The sequence below is a fragment of the Shimia fortis genome (genome assembly GCF_040225985.1).
Lineage (GTDB): Bacteria > Pseudomonadota > Alphaproteobacteria > Rhodobacterales > Rhodobacteraceae > Shimia.
The window spans coordinates 541,309-559,785 of the sequence record NZ_JBBPEU010000002.1; the positions used below are offsets into that span (position 1 = coordinate 541,309).

Annotated in this window: 18 protein-coding genes; 1 reads left to right on the top strand and 17 read right to left on the bottom strand. The window is 62.9% G+C overall.

Translation table 11 applies throughout. The features are described 5' to 3' along the window. Positions 1–42: 42 nt before the first annotated feature. The 6 genes from WNE31_RS05915 to ftsW form a co-directional block, all read right to left on the bottom strand. Positions 43–300 carry a DUF2484 family protein gene (locus WNE31_RS05915; RefSeq protein WP_349978777.1) on the bottom strand — a complete coding sequence of 86 codons (258 nt, stop codon included), beginning with the start codon at positions 298–300 and terminating at the stop codon, positions 43–45. After that, the gene (locus WNE31_RS05920) at positions 297–551 is read right to left on the bottom strand and encodes a DUF2484 family protein (RefSeq protein WP_349978778.1); all 255 of its coding nucleotides are present in this window, start codon (positions 549–551) and stop codon (positions 297–299) included. The genes WNE31_RS05915 and WNE31_RS05920 overlap by 4 nt, the downstream gene beginning before the upstream one ends. Beyond that, on the bottom strand, positions 548–1,735 hold the full coding sequence (locus WNE31_RS05925; RefSeq protein WP_349978779.1) for an APC family permease: 1,188 nt from the start codon (positions 1,733–1,735) through the stop codon (positions 548–550). Before WNE31_RS05925 ends, WNE31_RS05920 begins: the two co-directional genes overlap by 4 nt. 67 nt (positions 1,736–1,802) lie before the next feature. Continuing rightward, entirely contained in the window at positions 1,803–3,197 is a 1,395-nt protein-coding gene (gene murC / locus WNE31_RS05930; protein ID WP_349978780.1) for a UDP-N-acetylmuramate--L-alanine ligase, read from the bottom strand. Between the two features lie 12 nt (positions 3,198–3,209). Then, complete coding sequence (gene murG / locus WNE31_RS05935) at positions 3,210–4,307, bottom strand: undecaprenyldiphospho-muramoylpentapeptide beta-N-acetylglucosaminyltransferase (protein WP_349978781.1); 1,098 nt, start codon at positions 4,305–4,307, stop codon at positions 3,210–3,212. Next, entirely contained in the window at positions 4,304–5,470 is a 1,167-nt protein-coding gene (gene ftsW, locus WNE31_RS05940; protein ID WP_349978782.1) for a putative lipid II flippase FtsW, read from the bottom strand. The genes murG and ftsW overlap by 4 nt, the downstream gene beginning before the upstream one ends. A 231-nt stretch (positions 5,471–5,701) precedes the next feature. Here ftsW and WNE31_RS05945 point away from each other — a divergent pair, with 231 nt between their 5' ends. Beyond that, on the top strand, positions 5,702–6,883 hold the full coding sequence (locus WNE31_RS05945; protein ID WP_349978914.1) for a BaiN/RdsA family NAD(P)/FAD-dependent oxidoreductase: 1,182 nt from the start codon (positions 5,702–5,704) through the stop codon (positions 6,881–6,883). On the opposite strand, the gene WNE31_RS05950 is transcribed toward WNE31_RS05945, so the two are convergent. The 11 genes from WNE31_RS05950 to WNE31_RS06000 form a co-directional block, all read right to left on the bottom strand. Beyond that, positions 6,880–7,461: a ferric reductase-like transmembrane domain-containing protein gene (locus tag WNE31_RS05950; RefSeq protein WP_349978783.1), complete on the bottom strand. Its 582-nt coding sequence runs from the start codon at positions 7,459–7,461 to the stop codon at positions 6,880–6,882. The genes WNE31_RS05945 and WNE31_RS05950 overlap by 4 nt on opposite strands. A gap of 35 nt (positions 7,462–7,496) precedes the next feature. Next, positions 7,497–7,985, bottom strand: a complete 489-nt coding sequence (locus WNE31_RS05955; RefSeq protein WP_349978784.1) for a peptidase associated/transthyretin-like domain-containing protein — start codon at positions 7,983–7,985, stop codon at positions 7,497–7,499. Positions 7,986–8,185: 200 nt separating this feature from the next. Next, positions 8,186–9,589: a UDP-N-acetylmuramoyl-L-alanine--D-glutamate ligase gene (murD, locus tag WNE31_RS05960; RefSeq protein ID WP_349978785.1), complete on the bottom strand. Its 1,404-nt coding sequence runs from the start codon at positions 9,587–9,589 to the stop codon at positions 8,186–8,188. 166 nt (positions 9,590–9,755) lie between these two features. Further along, positions 9,756–10,838: a phospho-N-acetylmuramoyl-pentapeptide-transferase gene (gene mraY, locus WNE31_RS05965; RefSeq protein WP_349978786.1), complete on the bottom strand. Its 1,083-nt coding sequence runs from the start codon at positions 10,836–10,838 to the stop codon at positions 9,756–9,758. Beyond that, entirely contained in the window at positions 10,839–12,281 is a 1,443-nt protein-coding gene (locus WNE31_RS05970; protein ID WP_349978787.1) for a UDP-N-acetylmuramoyl-tripeptide--D-alanyl-D-alanine ligase, read from the bottom strand. It lies immediately after the preceding gene. Beyond that, complete coding sequence (locus WNE31_RS05975) at positions 12,278–13,759, bottom strand: UDP-N-acetylmuramoyl-L-alanyl-D-glutamate--2,6-diaminopimelate ligase (RefSeq protein ID WP_349978788.1); 1,482 nt, start codon at positions 13,757–13,759, stop codon at positions 12,278–12,280. Before WNE31_RS05975 ends, WNE31_RS05970 begins: the two co-directional genes overlap by 4 nt. 21 nt (positions 13,760–13,780) lie before the next feature. Further along, a complete protein-coding gene (locus tag WNE31_RS05980) occupies positions 13,781–15,565 on the bottom strand; it encodes a peptidoglycan D,D-transpeptidase FtsI family protein (protein ID WP_349978789.1) in 1,785 nt (594 codons plus the stop codon). Next, on the bottom strand, positions 15,562–15,909 hold the full coding sequence (gene ftsL / locus WNE31_RS05985; protein ID WP_349978790.1) for a cell division protein FtsL: 348 nt from the start codon (positions 15,907–15,909) through the stop codon (positions 15,562–15,564). The genes WNE31_RS05980 and ftsL overlap by 4 nt, the downstream gene beginning before the upstream one ends. Next, on the bottom strand, positions 15,909–16,883 hold the full coding sequence (rsmH, locus tag WNE31_RS05990) for a 16S rRNA (cytosine(1402)-N(4))-methyltransferase RsmH (RefSeq protein ID WP_349978791.1): 975 nt from the start codon (positions 16,881–16,883) through the stop codon (positions 15,909–15,911). The genes ftsL and rsmH overlap by 1 nt, the downstream gene beginning before the upstream one ends. A 1-nt stretch (position 16,884) precedes the next feature. Beyond that, positions 16,885–17,376, bottom strand: coding sequence for a division/cell wall cluster transcriptional repressor MraZ (mraZ, locus tag WNE31_RS05995; protein ID WP_349978792.1), 492 nt, complete (start codon positions 17,374–17,376; stop codon positions 16,885–16,887). Positions 17,377–18,084: 708 nt separating this feature from the next. Then, positions 18,085–18,474 carry a carboxymuconolactone decarboxylase family protein gene (locus tag WNE31_RS06000; RefSeq protein WP_349978793.1) on the bottom strand — a complete coding sequence of 130 codons (390 nt, stop codon included), beginning with the start codon at positions 18,472–18,474 and terminating at the stop codon, positions 18,085–18,087. Between the last annotated feature and the right edge of the window lie 3 nt (positions 18,475–18,477).

The window sequence follows — 18,477 nt, forward strand, 5'->3', positions numbered from 1 at the left end:
TGGCCCCTTTTGCGCAAAGCCGCCCCGAAACACAAGCAGGCTCTAATCGGCGCGGCGGCCCAGTGTGCGGCGCACCCAGCGCCAAAGGTAGATCACCGGCCAACGCATCACCCACATTGCCATCAACAGAAACACCAGTGCCAGCCAGACCCCGTGTTCGTACCAGATCACCCCGATCAAGGGCACGCCGAGCGCGATCATGACATAGGCAAAGCGCCAGTGGTTGTCCTTGGACGGAAACATGCCGCGCAGGTTCACCGCCACCAGCCAGATCAATGCCAGCGTGACCGAAAGGCTCATTTCGGGATCTCCGGTTTTTCGCCACGGGCGCGCTTGTAGAAATAGCGCAGGGGGTTGCGGAACATCGACAAGAAAGCGAACAGCGCAGCCGCCCCGTACCACACACCGTGTTCCCACCAGATCACCCCGATCAGGCAGGGCGCAGCCAGCAACAGGGCAATACCCGGCACATATTGGTGCCGCATCGGCAGCATCGCCACAATGGCCGAGGCCAGCACCCAGAGACAACCAAGGATCAGGGACAGGCTCATGGATGCACCCCGATGTTCAAGGCCAGCGCCATCAGTGCCAGGCACAGACCCAAGACCGGCACCACCATGGGCACGCGGAACGGGGCGTCAGGCTCACGGCGTTTCAACACGATCAGCGACAGGTTCACGATCACGAACACGCCCAGCAGAATGGTCGAGGTCACCCCGGCCAAGAGACCGACATTCAGCAACAACGCCCCCGCCACCACGGCTCCGCCGACCAGCAAAGTGGCCAGAACCGGCGTACCTGTGCGGGGATGGGCATGGTGAAACACCTGCAAAGCGGGGCTGCGTTTGCCCAGACCATAAAGAACCCGGCTCGCCATGACGATCTGCGCCAGAACCCCGTTCAGCGCGGCAAAGACGGCGATGGTTGATAGGAACCGGCCCTGCCCGCCCATGCCCGCCTGCCAAACCAGTGCCAGCGGCTTTTCGCTCTGGGCCAGCGCCGAAAGGGGCACGGCGCGCACGGTGGCCCATGTCACCAGCGCATAGATCAGCGTGGTGATCACCAGCGAAATCAGGATCGCGCGCGGCAAGGTGCGTTCCGGCTCGGACACCTCTTCGGCCATGTTTACGATGTCCTCGAACCCGATAAAGGCAAAGAATGCCAGCGTCGCCCCGGCCCCGATCCCCGCCCAGAGCGGTGGCGCCATCGCGGTCCAGTCCACAGACACGGGTGCCCGCGTGCCGGCCCAGATCACCAGCGCAAGCCCCAGCAATTCAATCACGGTAAAGACCGCCGCCAACGCGAGGCTTTCCATGACGCCGAACACCGCCACACCGGTCAGTATCGCACCAATGCCGATTATGGCCCAGATAGCCGGCACGTCCAGCACCACGGTCAGGTATCCAACCCCGCCACGCAGCACCGCTGCCGCCGACACCGTGCCCGCCGCCACGATGGCCAACCCAACCAGAACGGCCAGCGCCTGCCTGCGCAGCGCGGTGCCCACATAAGCCGCCTCGCCCGCAGCTTCGGGAATGCGGGTGGCAAATTCGGAATAGCTCAGCGCCGTGGGCGCGGCGACCAGGCCGGCCAGCAGAAAGGCCACCGGCGCCCAGATACCGGCCTCTCCGGCGACGGCCCCGACCAGCACATAGATCCCGGCCCCAACCATCACGCCGACGCCATAGGCCGTCAAAAGACCCAAGCCGATCCGCCGTTTCAGGTGTTCCGCCATCTGGACCCGCACCTAAATTTTTCTGGAAGAATTTTCCCCATGTAGAATTTTCTAGAAAATTCTACGCCTACTGCAAGCGTTTCGGCAGATTATTGGCCCACGTGCTGATGGTGCCCGCCCCCAGACAGACCACGATATCGCCCGGTTGCGCCTCGGCGCGGACAAGCGCGACAACGTCATCCTCGGTATCCACGGCCACGGCGCGCCGGTGCCCGTGCGCGACAAGACCCGCGACCAGATCATCCCGCGACGCGCCCGGAATAGGGGCCTCACCGGCGGCAAACACCTCGGCAATGCCCACGACATCGGCCTCGTTGAAGCAGGAACAGAAATCCTCGAACAGCGACGAGAGACGGGTATAGCGGTGCGGCTGGTGCACGGCAATCACGCGCCCGTCACAGGCCTGCCGCGCCGCCTTCAGCACCGCGGCGATCTCGACCGGATGGTGCCCGTAATCGTCGATGACCGGCACGCCCTGCCATTCGCCGACCTTGGTAAAGCGCCGGTTCACCCCGCCAAAGGCGGCCAGCGCCTCGCGGATTTCGGAGCGCTTCATCCCCAGATGCCGCGCCACGGCCACCGCCGACAGCGCATTCGAGACGTTATGGTCCCCCGGCATTGGCAGGGTACAACCGTCGATCCGCGTGCCTTCGTTCTGCAACAGGATGTCGAAATGCGCGATCCCTGCCTTGTAGCTGAGGTTGACCGCACGCACATCGGCCTGCGTGTTGAAGCCAAAGGTCACGACGCGCCGGTCGGTGATCCGGCCGACAAGGGTCTGCACGTCAGGATCATCGGTACAGCACACGGCCAGCCCGTAAAACGGGATGTTCGACACGAAATCCAGAAACCCGCGATGCAGGTTTTCCTCGGTGCCCCAATGTTCCATATGCTCGGGGTCGATATTGGTCACAATCGCAATGGTGGCGGGCAGACGGTTGAAGGTGCCGTCGCTTTCATCGGCCTCAACCACCATCCATTCGCCCCCGCCCACGCGCGCGTTCGACCCGTATGCATGGATGATCCCGCCATTCACAACGGTCGGATCAAAGCGCCCGTGATCCAGCAGCGCCGCGACCATCGTGGTCGTGGTCGTCTTACCATGCGTACCCGCGACCGCGATGTTCGACTTAAGCCGCATCAGTTCGGCCAGCATCTCGGCGCGCCGCACCACCGGCAGGCCCCTCCGCCGCGCCTCGTCCAGCTCGGGATTGCCGGGCTTGATCGCGGACGAGATCACGACAACCTCGGCATCGGCAAGGTTCTCGGCCTTCTGCCCGACGAACAGGGTCGCGCCCTGCGCCACCAGCCGTTCGGTGATCTTGGATTCCTTGAGATCCGACCCCTGCACCACATACCCATGGTTCAGCAGCACCTCGGCAATCCCCGACATGCCGATCCCGCCGATGCCGACAAAATGGATGGGCCCCACGTCACCGGGAAGTTTGGTTGCTGCACTCATGGGTCTTGTTCCTTATTCTTCCTTGCTGGCCAGCCATTCGACCAGCCCAACCAGCTCTTCCGTGGCGTCCGGCTTGGCCACGGACAGCGCGGCCTGAACCATCTGGCTCGCGCCATCTGGGTTTTGTATCACCATCGCGATCTGCTCTGACAGGGTCTCGACGGTCAGTTTGCGTTCCGGGATCAGGATTGCCGCGCCCGCATCGACAAGAACGCGCGCATTGGCTGTCTGGTGATCGCCCGTGGCCGCCGCATAGGGGATCAGGATCGACGGGCGCCCAATCACGCTGATATCGGCGACCGAAGACGCCCCCGACCGCGAAATCACCAGCTGCGCCTCGCTCATCCGGGCAGGCACATCATGGAAAAAAGGCTGCACATCGGCGTTGATCCCGTGCTCGGCATAAAACGCCGTGACGCGGTCGAAATCCTCGTCGCGCGCCTGATGGCTGACACGCACATTGCGCAGGATCTCGGGCGGCAGCGCGGCAATCGCGCCCGGCACCGTGTCCGACAGGATGCGCGCCCCTTGCGAGCCACCGATCACGAGGATCGACATCGGGTAATCCCCCGGCGCGATATAGCCTGACGCGGCCCGTTCCAGAACCGCGCCGCGCACCGGGTTGCCCGTATGCACGCCCTCGATCCCCTCGGGCAGGGTGGTCGGCCATGTACCGCAGGCCACAACATCGACGCGGCTTGCGAATCTCTCGTTCACGCGACCCAGAATACCGTTCTGTTCATGGATCATGCGCGGCAGCTTCATCAGCCACGCCGCGCCCACCGCCGGAATGCTGGGATAACCGCCAAAGCCGACCACCACCTCGGGACGGTCCTTGCGAAATCCGCGCATCGTGGCCAGAACACCGCCCAGAATCTTGAACGGCACACCCATCTTGGCCAGGGCCCCGCCCCGCGCAAAGGTCGCACTGCTGACCTGTTCGATCTCGACCGTATGGGGAAACCCGCCGGTATAGCGCGCGCCGCGCGCATCAGTGGTCAGCTTGACCCGCCACCCCTTACGCAACATCGCCTCGGCCAGCGCCTGCGCCGGAAACATGTGTCCCCCGGTGCCACCTGCCGCAATCACCAGCAATGGTTTGTATGTCATCTCACGTGTCCCCGCAGAATGTCCCGGATATCGCCCTGGGGCCGGGTGCGGGTAAACGCCAAAAGCATGCCGACTGCAATACCACCTGCGATCAAAGACGACCCGCCATAGCTGACAAATGGCAGGGTCATGCCCTTGGCAGGCAACAGACGCACGGCCACGCCCATATTGATGATCGCCTGAACGCCGAAAATCGCGGCAAGACCGGTGCCGGCCAGCCGGATGAACGGATCACGTTCCCGCATCAGCCGGAAGAAAGACCGCAGCACCACGGTGGCATAAAGCGCGATCACGACCAGCACGAGAATCAGACCGTATTCCTCGGCCGCGACCGCGATGATGAAATCGGTATGCGCATCCGGCAAAGACCATTTGACCTGCCCCTCGCCGACCCCGACACCATACAGACCGCCGCTCTGGATCGCGTTGGTGGCATAGCCAAGCTGCGTGGTCGGGTCGATGGATCGGTCCAGAAACCCGTCGATGCGGCGGGCGAAGTGTTCGGAATTGGCATAGGCAAACTTGGCGATGGGAATGATCGACAGGAAAATCCCCCCGATCAGCATCATCGGCGCGCCCGACACGAAATACATCACGCACCAGGCAAACAGGATCAGGCTGGCCTGTCCGAAATCGGGCTGCATCGCCAGAATGAACACGATGGTGATCATCAAAAGGAAGGACCACATCCGCCCCGGCGGGCCGTTGATCTCTTCATTGGCCGCCATCAGCCAGGCCGCCGTCACGATAAACACCGGTTTGAGAAACTCTGACGGCTGGACCGAGGCAAAGCCCAGCGAGTACCAGCGCGTTGCCCCCTTGCCGAAGTCCGTACCCAGCACCGGCAAGCCGATCAGTGCGACGAATGCGGCCACAAAGGCCAGCACCGCAAGGCGGCGCACCGTTTGGGGGCTCATCATCGAAGTGATCAGCATCGCCACCAGCGCCATGCCGCCGAACACCGCCTGGCGCTGCACGTAGTGAAAGGCGGGAAACCCGTTTTTCTCGGCCAGTGGCGGCGAGGCCGCAAGCCCAAGCAAAATGCCCACCCCGAACAGGCTCAGGACAGCGGCCATCGACCACTTGTCCAGCGTCCGCCACCACTTTGGAAGAACCGGCTCGCCGTCCCGCACGGGGACCGAGCCATACACCATCTCTGTCATCGGAAACCGCCGATCTCTGCCTCAATACGCCCGTTTTCCGGGTCTGGAAGAAACACTAACACGAAGCCCGACTCTTGCAAAGCATGACATGCGCGGTGGCAACAATCCGCCCCTGCCCTTCATCTTGCCAAAAATACCTCCGGGGTGAATTGGCCGCAGGCCAAGAGGGGCAGCGCCCCGCACGCGCCCTCGCCCCTTGACCCGACGCCCGACATGGGGCACCCCGCCCCCATGCGCTATGACACGATCATCCTTGGCGCCGGGGCCGCCGGCATGATGTGCGCCGCCCATTCTGGCGGGCGCACCCTCGTGCTCGACCATGCCAAGGCACCGGGCGAGAAAATCCGCATTTCCGGCGGCGGGCGTTGCAATTTCACCAACCTCTATGCGGCGCCTGAAAACTTCCTGTCGCAGAACCCCCATTTCTGCAAATCGGCGCTCAAACGCTATACCCAGTGGGATTTCATCGACCTCGTTGCGCGCCACGGCATCGCCTATCACGAGAAAACGCTGGGACAGTTGTTCTGCGACCACTCGGCTCGGGACATCATCGCCCTGTTGCGCGCCGAGATGACGCGCGCAGGCGCCGAGCTTCGGCTTGAGACCGCGATCCTGCACGTCTCCCATAACGGCCACGCCTTCAGCGTCGAAACCGAATCCCACGGCAAGCGCCGCACGGTCACCGCGCAAAACCTCGTTCTGGCCACCGGCGGCAAATCCATCCCCAAGATGGGCGCGACCGGGCTGTCCTATGACATCGCCCGACAGTTCGGCCTTGCCATTCTGCCAACACGCGCGGGCCTTGTGCCCTTCACCTTTCCCGAGGGCCGGTTCAAACCGCTTGCGGGCACCGCCCTGCCCGTCCGCGCCAGCACCGGTGACACCCATTTTGACGAGGCGCTGCTTTTCACCCATCGCGGCCTTTCTGGCCCCGCCATGCTGCAGATCAGTTCTTACTGGGAAGAAAGCCAGCCCATTTCGGTCAATCTCCTGCCCGACAGCAATCCGTTCGACACGCTCAAGGCCAAGCGCAAGACCGATGGCCGCCGCCAGATCGGCACGGTTCTGGGTCAGCTTCTGCCGTCGCGGCTGGCCGATTTCCTGACCGCAGACTGGGCCCTTTCCGGCAACCTGGCCGACCAGTCCGACAAGGCGCTGCAAGACCTTGCCGCGCGCCTCACCGCATGGCAGATGACGCCCGCAGGGACCGAAGGCTATCGCACCGCCGAGGTCACGCTGGGCGGGATTGACACCGATGGCCTGTCGTCGAAAACGATGGAGGCGAAAACCGTGCCCGGCCTTTATGCTATCGGCGAAGCGGTCGACGTCACCGGCTGGCTGGGCGGGTACAATTTCCAATGGGCGTGGAGTTCGGGCTGGGCCGCAGGCACCGCCATCGCCGCCGGGCTCTAAGACCGGCACCAAAGCCGCCAGTGGCGCAGGTCAACCATCACCCGGACAAGGGCCAGCACTGCCAGACCACACAGAAGGGCCTTGGAGACAGGCTCCATCGTGCCCTCGATCTGCAGGGCATGCAGCACGCTGCCCGCCACTACCACCGTGACCAACCCGCCATGCCAGCGCCGCCACCCGCGCGGGGAACCCGATCCGCGCCGCTGCAACAGGGCCACGGCCGCCGCTGCAAACAACGCCCACATTGCCAACACGCCCCAGACCGAGAATGGCGTTGGCGACCGGAACAACAGCGCATCCACCACATCAGGCGGGCTGGTGATCCAGAGCGCAATCACGTGCACCAGCACCGCACCAACCAGCCCAAGCCCCAGCCAGCGATGCAGATTGCGCCCGCGCACCCTGCCAATGCCGGAAAGATGGCCCCCGATCAGCAGAGGCTGCACCACAAGCAGCACCAACGCCACCACCCCCGCCACACCGGCAAGGATATAGACCGGCCTGCGCCAAGCCAGCAGCGGACTTTGCAAGGCAAACCACAGTGCCACGCCCGCCGTCACGAAGACAGCCGCCGACATCAAAAACTTGCGGAATGCCACCGCCGACAAACCGCTCAGGCCGGTTCTAGGACGAAATGCGCCTCAAGCGTCTTGTCCTGCGCGCTGGCCATCACGGGGCGCAGGAACACGGTTTTGAACGTGCCGCTGTCATAGGCCAGATGCCCGTGGGGTTGGCCAAAGGCGGGCACGATCTGCGGCATTTCCAGCCGGAATTGCCCGTTGGCATCGGTCAGGGTCGCGCCGTGGCTGTGCGGGTCGCGTTCATGGCCCTCTGTAGTATGGGCCCAGATCTGGATGCGCTGGCCCGACAGCGGCTGACCATCTCCTGCGCGCCGGACCGTGCCGGTCATCCAGAACCCACCCCTGCCAATCCGGTCGACAATCGGCGCATCGGGCAGATAGTTGTTCGATCCCCCACGCATCGAGCGCGTCGGCGCAACGCCCTTGGCGCGGGCAGGCACCGGCAATCCCGACAGGCCGACGGCTGCCACTGAGGCACCCGACAGGATCAGGTGACGGCGGGTCAGAGAAAGCTTAGACATGTCAGATCTCCCTTGCGATGATGGCACTCCCCTCTCTCGGGGTTCTCAATAGCCTAGCACATCGCGCCCCGTTTCCGAGAGGCGTGACACGAGAAACCTTCTGAAATTGAAACACAGATGCGTGACAACGCGGGCACACGGCGGATCAGATGCAACCCGCCGCGCCCGTCGAAAATCTGCGCCACACAGGCCAGCCGCCCCTACTGGCCCAGCACCGCCATGACCTGTGCGGCAAAATCCTCGCCGCGCCGTTCAAAGCTGTCATACTGGTCAAAGCTCGCCGCGGCGGGGGCCAGAAGGACAGTCTCGCCTTCCGCTGCCTCGGCGGCGGCTTTGGCCACGGCCTCGGCCATCGTGGTGCACACCTCGGCTTCGACCCCTTTCAGCTGCATCGCGAAATTGGCCGCCTCGCGCCCGATGACATAGGCTTTGATGACGTCGCCCGCATTGGCCGCAAGGTCGCCCAGCCCGCCCTCTTTTTCCAGCCCACCACAGATCCAGCGGATACGCTTGAACGCCGACAGGGCCTTTTGTGCCGCGTCCACGTTGGTGGCCTTGCTGTCATTCACAAAGGTCACGCCGTCGGATTCAGCGATGATTTGCGAGCGGTGCGGCAGACCTGCGAAACTCTGGAACCCCTGTTCGATCACCCGCGGCGCCAGCCCCAGCGCGCGGCACACCGCATAAGCGGCACAGGCGTTCTGGTGGTTGTGCGCACCCGGCAGCCCCTTGATCGCGCGCAGGTCAATTGACCCCGCCTGCCGCCCCTTGCGGTATTCCGCAAGAAACCCTTTCTTCGCGAACACGTTCCAGCCCGGTCCGGTCAGTTTGCGCGCCACGGAAATATGCATCACCCGATCATCCGCCGGGCCCATCGACAGTTGGTTGGCCAGAAACGCGCCCTCCACCTCGTCAATGCCGATCACGGCCCGGTCAGGCCCGCCTTCGGAAAACAACCGGCGCTTGGCCGCGAAATAGCCCCCCATGCCACCGTGCCGGTCCAGATGGTCGGGCGACAGGTTGGTGAACACCGCGATATCCGGCGTCAGGCTGCGGGCAAGCTCGGTCTGATAGCTCGACAGTTCAAGCACCACGACATCCCCGTCCTCGGCCGGATCAAGGTCCAACACCCCGCGGCCGATATTGCCTGCAAGTTGCGTGCGCCGCCCCGCCTGATCCAGCACGTGATGGATCAGAGCCGAGGTCGTGGATTTCCCGTTCGATCCGGTGACCGCCACGACCTTGGGCAGGGTTTCGAAGTTGTCCCAATCGCGGGTCGAAAACGACCGGAAGAACAGCCCGATGTCGTTGTCGATCGGCACACCCGCCTCTAACGCCGCCGCCACCACGAGGTTGGGCACCGGGTACAGATGCGGAATGCCAGGGCTGACGATCAGGGTCGCTATGCCGTCAAACGCCCTCTGCCGGGTCAGATCGGCACAGGTAAACCCTTCGGTCTCAGCTTTTGCGCGCGCCGCCGGATTGTCGTCCCAGCAGATGGCCTCGGCCCCGCCTGCACGCAGTGCCCGCGCCGTGGCCAGCCCCGAGCGCCCCAGCCCCAATACCGCCACCTTGTGTTTGTCAAATCCTCTGACCGGGATCATCCGCCTGCCCCCTTGTTACGCTGAGATTATGGCTAAAGGATTAATGCGGGATTGGAAAGCGCCGCGCATACGCCCGCACAAAGCATACAATGCCCCGAAAAATCTTGTACAAAACAGACAAAGCCGCACCTTCCGGCACGGCCCTGTCGCAAAGGTGAATGCGGGATTAACGGACTTTCAGTGTCGCCAGTCCGATCATCGCGAGGATCAGCGAGATGATCCAGAACCGGATCACGATCTGCGGTTCGGACCAGCCCTTCTTTTCATAGTGGTGATGGATCGGTGCCATCAGGAACACGCGTTTACCCGTCCGCTTGAAATACAGCACCTGGATGATCACCGACAGGGCTTCGACCACGAACAGCCCACCCACGATGCCCAGCACCAGTTCGTGCTTGGTCGAGACCGCGATCGCCCCCAGCGCGCCACCCAGAGCAAGCGACCCGGTATCGCCCATGAACACGGCGGCGGGCGGTGCGTTGTACCACAGGAACCCAAGACCCCCACCCGCGATTCCGGCTATGAAAACAAGGATTTCACCGGTGCCCGGCACATAATGCAGGTCAAGGTAATCGGTAAAGTCGACTCGCCCCACAGCATAGGCGATGATGCCAAGCGTTCCGGCCGCGATCATCACTGGCATGATCGCCAGCCCGTCCAGCCCGTCGGTCAGGTTGACCGCATTAGCTGCGCCCACAATCACGATCATGGCAAAGGGAACATAGAAGAATCCGAGGTTCAGCAGCACATCCTTGAAGAACGGCAGCGCAAGTTGCATCTGCATGGACTCGGGCTGAAGGTAACTGGCCCACCACGCGGCGATACCAGCAATGATAAAGCCCAGAAGCAGGCGCATCTTGCTTGATACCCCGGCGGTATTCTGTTTCGACACCTTGGCATAATCATCCGCGAACCCGATCACCCCGTAGGTCATGGTCACGAACAACACCAGCCACACAAACCCATTGTCCAGCCGCGCCCAGAGCAGGGTCGAGGTCAGCAACGCCCCCACGATGAGCAACCCGCCCATGGTCGGGGTGCCGGCCTTGACGAAATGGCCCTCGGGGCCATCTTCACGGATCGGTTGGCCTTTGCCCTGACGGCGGCGCAGCACGTCGATCAGTGGGCGGCCGAACAGGAAGCCGAACACCAGCGCGGTCAGAAAGGCCCCTCCGGCGCGGAACGTGATATAGCGAAACAGGTTGAAAAAGTCCCCGCCATCCGACAGCTCGGTCAGCCAATAGAGCATTTATGCGTCCTCGTCTTTTGATTGCGGGGCGGGATGGCCCAGTTTGCGGATGGCGTCAACAACCTTTGCTAAACCCATCGACAAACTGCCCTTGGCAAGCACACAATCGCCGGCATCGACCAATCCATGCACGTTTGACGCGATTTCATCACTGGTCTTCACCCATCGTCCGCGTTTTTCCGGTGGCAGCGCCGCATAAAGGCTCTGCATGAGCGGGCCGATACAATGCACCGTGTCGATCGCGTCGAGCGCGGGATGCGTGGCAAGGGCCGCGTGCATCTCGGCTTCTTGGGCCCCGAGTTCCTTCATGTCCCCGACAAAGGCGATGCGTCGCCCCCGCCCGTGCCGCCCGATCCCGTCTACGGGACGCGCGGCGGCCAGCACTTCGAGTGCCGCCCACAGCGAGGTCGGGTTGGCATTGTAAGCGTCGTCAATGAGGTCGAGCGTCATCTCGACTTCGACCGGGTCAAGGTAAATGGTCTCGCGCGCGCCGCGCCCGGTAAAGGGCACCCAGCGCCCCAGATCGCCTGTGGCAATGGCCAGATCCGCACCCAGCGCCTGCACCGCGGCCAGCGCCCCGAGGGCGTTCATTGCAAAGTGGCGTCCAGCACTGTTGATCTTGAACACGAGGGGCTCTGCATCCACCGTGGCACGGGCCACCGTGGTATTGCCAGTCAGAGTGACCTGCCCGAGGGTCCAGTTCGGTGCACTTGTGCCAAAGGTGATGGTCTCGGCGGCTGTCTCGGCGGCCTTGGCCCGCAGGATATCGGCGGTTTCGACATCGGCAGGCAGCACGGCGACGCCGCCCGGTTCCAGCCCTTCAAGGATCGAGGCTTTCTCGACCGCGATCCCTGCCACGTTCTCGAAAGCTTCGAGGTGCACGGCGGCCACTGTGGTGATCATGGCCACATGCGGCCGCGCCATCCGCGCGAGCGGGGCAATTTCGCCGGGATGGTTCATGCCGATCTCGATCACGGCAAATTCGGTGTCTGAGGGCATCCGCGCCAGCGTCAAGGGTACGCCCCAGTGATTGTTATAGCTGGCGACGCTGGCATGGGTCTTGCCCTGCCCGCCCAGCATCGCGCGCAGCATTTCCTTGGTCGAAGTCTTGCCCACCGATCCGGTCACGGCCACCACACGCGCCCGCGTGCGGGCGCGCGCGGCCATACCCAGCTTTTCCAGTGCAGGCAGCACGTCATCGACCAGCAACAGCGGCGCATCCTCGGGCACGCCGTCGGGGATGTGGGACACAAGCGCGGCCCCAGCCCCTTTTTCCAGCGCCTGCGCCACGAAATCGTGCCCATCCCGAGCGGCGGACAGGGCGACAAACAGATCACCCGTTTCCAGCGTGCGGGTGTCGATGCTGACGCCGGTCACCTGCCAATCCCTCGTGGCGCGCCCGCCGGTAGCGGCAGCGGCTTCACTCGCGGTCCAAAGCGTCATGCCATTCCTCCGTCCAGAGCGGCCACGGCCACGCTGGCCTGTTCGCAGTCATCAAAGGGCAGAACGTCATCGCCGACGATCTGTCCGGTTTCGTGCCCTTTGCCCGCGATCAGCAGCGCATCGCCCGGTTGCAGCGCATCCACGGCGCGCAGGATCGCCTCGGCGCGGTCGCCAACCTCGGTCGCGTCGGGCGCTCCGTCCATGACGGCCGCCCGGATCGAGGCCGGATCTTCGCTGCGCGGGTTGTCATCGGTCACGAAGACCACATCGGCATTCTCGGCGGCGGCTTGCCCCATCAGGGGGCGCTTGCCCGCGTCACGGTCGCCCCCCGCACCGACAATGGCGATCAGGCGGCCCATCACATGCGGACGCATCGCCTGAAGCGCGGTTTTGACGGCATCCGGCGTGTGCGCGTAATCGACGAAGACGGCGGCCCCGTTGGCGCGGGTCGCGGCCAGTTGCATCCGCCCCCGCACCGTTTTGAGTTCCCGCAGCACCTCGAACACGCGTTCGGGTTCCGCGCCACAGGCAATCGCCATGCCGGCGGCCAGCAACACGTTTTCGGCCTGAAAGCCCCCGATGAGATTCAGGCGCGCCATGTAGGTCTTGCCCCGAAACGCGAACCGGATGTCCTGACCGGTCGCGTCGAACCTCTGGGCCTCGAGCAGGAGATCGGCGCCGGTGCGTCCGACACTCAGAACCTCTTGGCCACGCGCGCGGGCAATCGCCATCATGTCCACGCCACGGGCATCGTCGATGTTGATGACAGCTGTTCCGTCCTCGGGCAAGACGCGGGCAAACAACCCCGCCTTCGCATCGAAATAATCTTCAAAGCTTTCGTGGTAGTCCAAATGGTCCTGCGTGAAGTTCGTAAACCCCGCCGCGCGCAGTTGGACGCCGTCGAGACGCCGCTGTGCCAACCCATGGGACGAGGCCTCCATCGCGGCGCATTCGATCCCCGCCCCGGCGGCGGCGGCCAGCGTGCGGTGCAGTGTGATGGGTTCGGGCGTGGTGTGGTTCAGAGGGGCGGTGAAATCACCCTCGACACCGGTGGTGCCAAGGTTCACGGCCTTCAGCCCCAGTTCCTGCCAGATCATGCGCAGAAAGGTCGAGACCGAGGTTTTGCCATTGGTGCCTGTCACCGCCGCCACCAGCCCCGGTTGTTCGCCGAACCAAAGTGCAGCGGTATAGGCCAACGCCTGCCGCGGGTCTTCTGCGATGATTAGGGCCGCGTCGGACGCGGCCAGTTCGGCCTTGGCGATCTCGGCCCCTTCGGCATCGGTCAGGATGGCGGCGGCCCCCATGCGCAGGGCGTATTGGATGAATTCGCCGCCATGCACCCGCGTGCCCGGCAGAGCCGCGAACAGGAACCCGTCCTTGACCTCGCGACTGTCTACCGCAAGACCCGTGATCTCGGGGTCCTTGCCTCCGGCAGCGGTCAGTCCCAATTCATGAAGCGGTCGGTTCGGTGCTGCCATCTGCCCTGCCCTTTTCTGGCGTTAGTTCGAGGTCAGCGTTATATCAGCAAGGCGTCCGGGTTCAACGTCTGGCCGCAGGCCCAGAAGCGGGGCGATCCGTTCGATCATTTCCGCCGCAACAGGCACCGCCGTCCAGCCCGCCGTGCGGCGCGGCTTTTCACCCGAAGTCTCGACAGGTTCGTCCAGGGTGACAATCAGCACATATTTCGGATCATGCGCCGGGAACATCGAGGCGAAGGTAGCAATCACCTTGTCCTCGTAATACCCGCCACCGCGCTCCTTGGGCTTGTCTGCCGTTCCGGTTTTGCCGCCGACGGCATATCCGGGCACTTCGCCAAAACTGGCCGTGCCATCCGTCACCACCTGCCGCAGCATGTAGCGCGACTCGCGGGCTGCCTCTTCCGACATGACGCGGGCGCCTTTCTGGGGCGTGTCACGTTTCAACAGGGTCGGCACAACGCGCGTGCCGCCATTGGCAATCGCGGCATAGCCGGCGGCCAGATGCATCGGGCTGCTTGACAAGCCATGGCCATAGGACACGGTCATGGTCGACAGTTCGGACCAGTTCTTGGGCAACAACGGCGTGCCGCCCTTGGCCTCGACGATTTCCACCGGTGTGGGATCGAAGAAACCGAGATCGCGCAGGAAATCCTGCTGGCGTTTCGCACCGATGATCTGGGCAAGGCGCGCCGTCCCGATATTCGAGGACTTCACGATCACCTTGGTCAGGGTCAGCTGCGCGCCATAGTTGCGAAAATCGCGGATCTTGAACTTGCCCCAGCGCAGCGGCCCGGCGGTCTTGATCAGCGTGGACGGGTTGGCCAGGCCAAGATCCATCGCCTGTGCCGCCGTGAAAATCTTGAAGGTCGAGCCCAGCTCGTAAACCCCCTGCACCGCGCGATTGAACAACGGGCTGTCCGACGGATTGCCCTTGGTCGGCGGGCGCGGACGGTCGTTCGGATCGAAATCCGGCAGGCTGGCAAGGGCGAGGATTTCGCCGGTGTGCACATCCATTAGAACAGCCGCAGCGCCCTTGGCGTTGAGCAGCTTCATGCCGCCATAAAGCACGCGCTCCGTGGCATCCTGAACGGTCAGGTCCAGCGACAGGGTCAGTGCCTTGCCGCCATTGGCCGGATCGCGCAGCACGTCGTCGAAATACTTTTCGACCCCGGCCACCCCGATCAGCTCGGCCGCATGTACATCTTCCTTGCCAAAACTTGCTCCACCCAGAACATGCGCGGCAAGGCGGCCATTGGGATAAAGCCGCATATCGCGCGGGCCGAACAACAAGCCCGGATCGCCGATATCATGCACGGCCTGACGCTGCTCGGGGCTGATTTTCTTCTTGACCCACAGGAACTTGCGCTTGCCCGTGAAATCCTTGACCAGACGTTCCTCGTCCAGATCGGGGAAAATCGTGGCCAGTTCCTTGGCGACGCGTTCCTTGTCGATCATCAGCGGCGGCTGCGCATAAAGGGAATGGGTTTCAAGGTTGGTGGCAAGGATCCGGCCACGACGGTCCACGATGTCGGCACGCTGGGCCGTAATCGACGATCCGCTGGTTGCGGCGCGGGGTTCCATGGGTTCAGACACCGCCAACAACGCCATGCGCGCGCCTACAGTTACGAACAGGCCAAGGAACACCACCGCCATGAAAAACAAGCGGCTTTCGGCGCGGGCGCGGGCCTTATCCCGCATTTCTTCGTGCCGGCGGCGAATATTCTCGCGCTCGATCACGTCGGGATTCTGTCCCGAGTCGCGGGCGGGCAGGATGCGGGCCAAGGGACGCAGGGGCGTGCGGATCATGGGCGCGCCTCCGTATTGGCCACGTCGACAATCTCGTTCAGGTCAAACTCGGTCTGGCGCGGCGGAAAAGCCACCTGGTCGACCTTGCCAAACTGGTCGGGGCGCAGCGGCAAAAGTTGCAACCGATCGAAATTCAGCTCGGCCAGATCGCGCAGACGGTCGGGCCGGTTCAGATAGGCCCATTCGGCACGCAGCACCGACAGACGTTCATGCGCGGCTCCGATCTGGCGCTGCAAATCGGCCGTTTCCGAAATCATGTTCTGGGTCCGATAGTTTTCGCGGTAAGCCCAGACCGCCAGCCCGATCACAACAATCGCCGTCATCAACAGAACAATACTACGCATCAGCGCCGCCCCCCGGCCATCGGCATACCCAATTGTTTCCCTTCAATTTCCCCCGCAGGCGCATCGGTGCGCCGCGCGACACGCAGCTTGGCTGATCGGGAGCGCGGATTAAGCGCCAGTTCGTCCTCTTCCGGTCCGACCGCCTTGCGGGTGATCAGTTCGAATGCGGGTTTTTCCTGTGCGATCTCGGGTGCATAGCGGTTGACGTTGCCCGTCTTGCCCGCGCGGGCCTGCATGAACCGCTTGACCATGCGGTCCTCGATCGAATGAAACGTGACCACGGCCAAAAGGCCGCCCGGCTTCAAGGCACGTTCCGCCGCCTGCAAACCCCGGAATAGTTCGCCATATTCATCATTCACCGCAATCCGCAACGCCTGAAAGCTGCGGGTCGCCGGATGTGATTGGCCTGGTTTGGGGCGCGGCAGACAATCCTCTATCAGGCCTGCCAGTTCCAGCGTGGTCGTAATCGGGGCCTCGCTGCGCTTGCGCAGGATGGCCTTGGCGATACGGCGGCTGGCGCGTTCCTCGCCATAATGAAACAGGATATCGGCAATCTCGGCTTCGGTCGCGGTGTTGACGATGTCGGCCGCGCTCATCCCGTCCTGCGACATGCGCATGTCCAGCGGCCCGTCGCGGAGGAAAGAGAACCCGCGCTCGGCAAGGTCCAACTGCATCGAACTGACCCCGAGATCCAGAACCACCCCGTCCAGATCCTCGGCGAATTCGTCCATGCGGGAAAACACGCCTTGCACCATGCGGATGCGGTTGCCATACTCTCCGACCCAGCCTTCGGCCATTTTGAAGGCCAGCGGATCACGGTCGACGCCAATCACCTCGTCCGCACCTGCATCCAGCAGCGCACGGGTATAGCCGCCCGCCCCGAAAGTGCCGTCCAGCCATGTGCCCTTGATTGGTGCGCAGGTTTTCAGGATGGCATCAATCAGCACCGGGATATGAGGCTGATCTGCGGCCATCTTAATCCAGATCCCCGTCTAGATAGATCGAGGGGTCGGCGTCCGGGTCGAACCCGTCTTCGTCAAGCGCCTCAATCGAGGCGTCATAGGCTTCGGGTTGCCAGATCTCGAACGTGTCGCCCGAGGCGACAAAGCGCGCCATACCGTCCAGGCCGATCTTTTCACGAAGCTTGGCCGGTAGAACGATCCGGCCCGTGTCATCCACGACGATTTCGACCGATTGCGCCGAATAGAGGCGTTCCATCGCTTTACGCTTGGCCGAACCGCGGGGGAATTTGGAAATTTTCTCGTCAACCTCGTCCATCGCTTCGATGGTAAAGCCTTCGATATAATCGCGGGTCGCCCCGCCATAAACAAGGATCAGACGTGGCGGCAAACCCTCGGTCCACTCGGGGTCGCAGTCCTGGATCACACGACGAAAGGAGGCGGGGATGGACACCCTGCCCTTCGTATCGACCTTGTGGTCGCTTTCGCCTCTGAACCTGCGTGCCACTGCCAGCCCGGTCCTTCTTACCTGTCCCCTTGTCTGTTTCAGATCCCCTCAGACGGGAAACGGCGGTTTGATCTGCTGCCACTGATCAAACCGCCGCCCTCGTCCCGACTGTGCGGGGTGTCCAGCTGCGCGCGCCACCTGGGGGGATGTCTGCTCGCCCGCGCGCCGGATCTCTTGGTTCGATGAAAGCGGGGCCTGTATGAAACCTGACTTGGGATTTTCTGTGGGGTCTTTGTTGCCCCTTTAGTCTTTCCCGTCCTCATCGTGTGAATTAGGAATGACATGGGAATTCATGGGAAGCAACAGAATTTTTTGGGAAATCCAACAATATGTTGTTTAATCACCTTCTGAAAAACAAGATAAAGTGGGTAAATAGCGGGATCAATACCCAACATGTTGGAATTCAAACCGACATCGCACCGACATATAGTAGCCATTGGCGCGCCAAAAAAATTCCCCCGAAATCCCAGAGGTGGCACCTGAAGAGTGATTTTTTGCGACAATCCGGTCATCAACCTGGGAGTTCTGGTCGGATTTCAAGGGGAGTCTCCCTCTCTCCCCCGTGATTCGGCGCCTTTCCGCACAAAACGTCCCATAAATTCCCAGCGAGCCCATGATTTCCCATCAGACCCATCAAATCCCAACCCCGCCCGCACAAAAAAGGCCGCTGCGGAAGCGGCCCCTTGGAAACGACGTCTCGGTGTAAGGTCAGAGCATCCCGCGCTCTTCCAGAACCTTGCGGGCCACGCGGAAGCATTCCAGCGACTGCGGAACGCCACAATAAATGCCAACCACATGGATTATGGCGCGGATCTCTTCCTTGGTGACACCGTTGTTCAACGCCCCTTTGCAGTGGATTTCCCATTCGTGCATCTTGCCCAGCGCGCCGATCATGGCGAGGTTCATCATCGATCGGGTCTTGGCGTCGATCACGTCATCGCCCCAGCCGAACCCCCAGCACCAGGCGGTCATGGCCTCTTGAAACGGGCGGGTGAGCTCATCCGCCGCGGCGAGGTTCTTTTCCACGTATTCCGCGCCGAGGGTTCCCTTTCGCTGTTCCAACCCCTTCAGGAACAGGTCTTCGTCAAATAGGCTCATGTC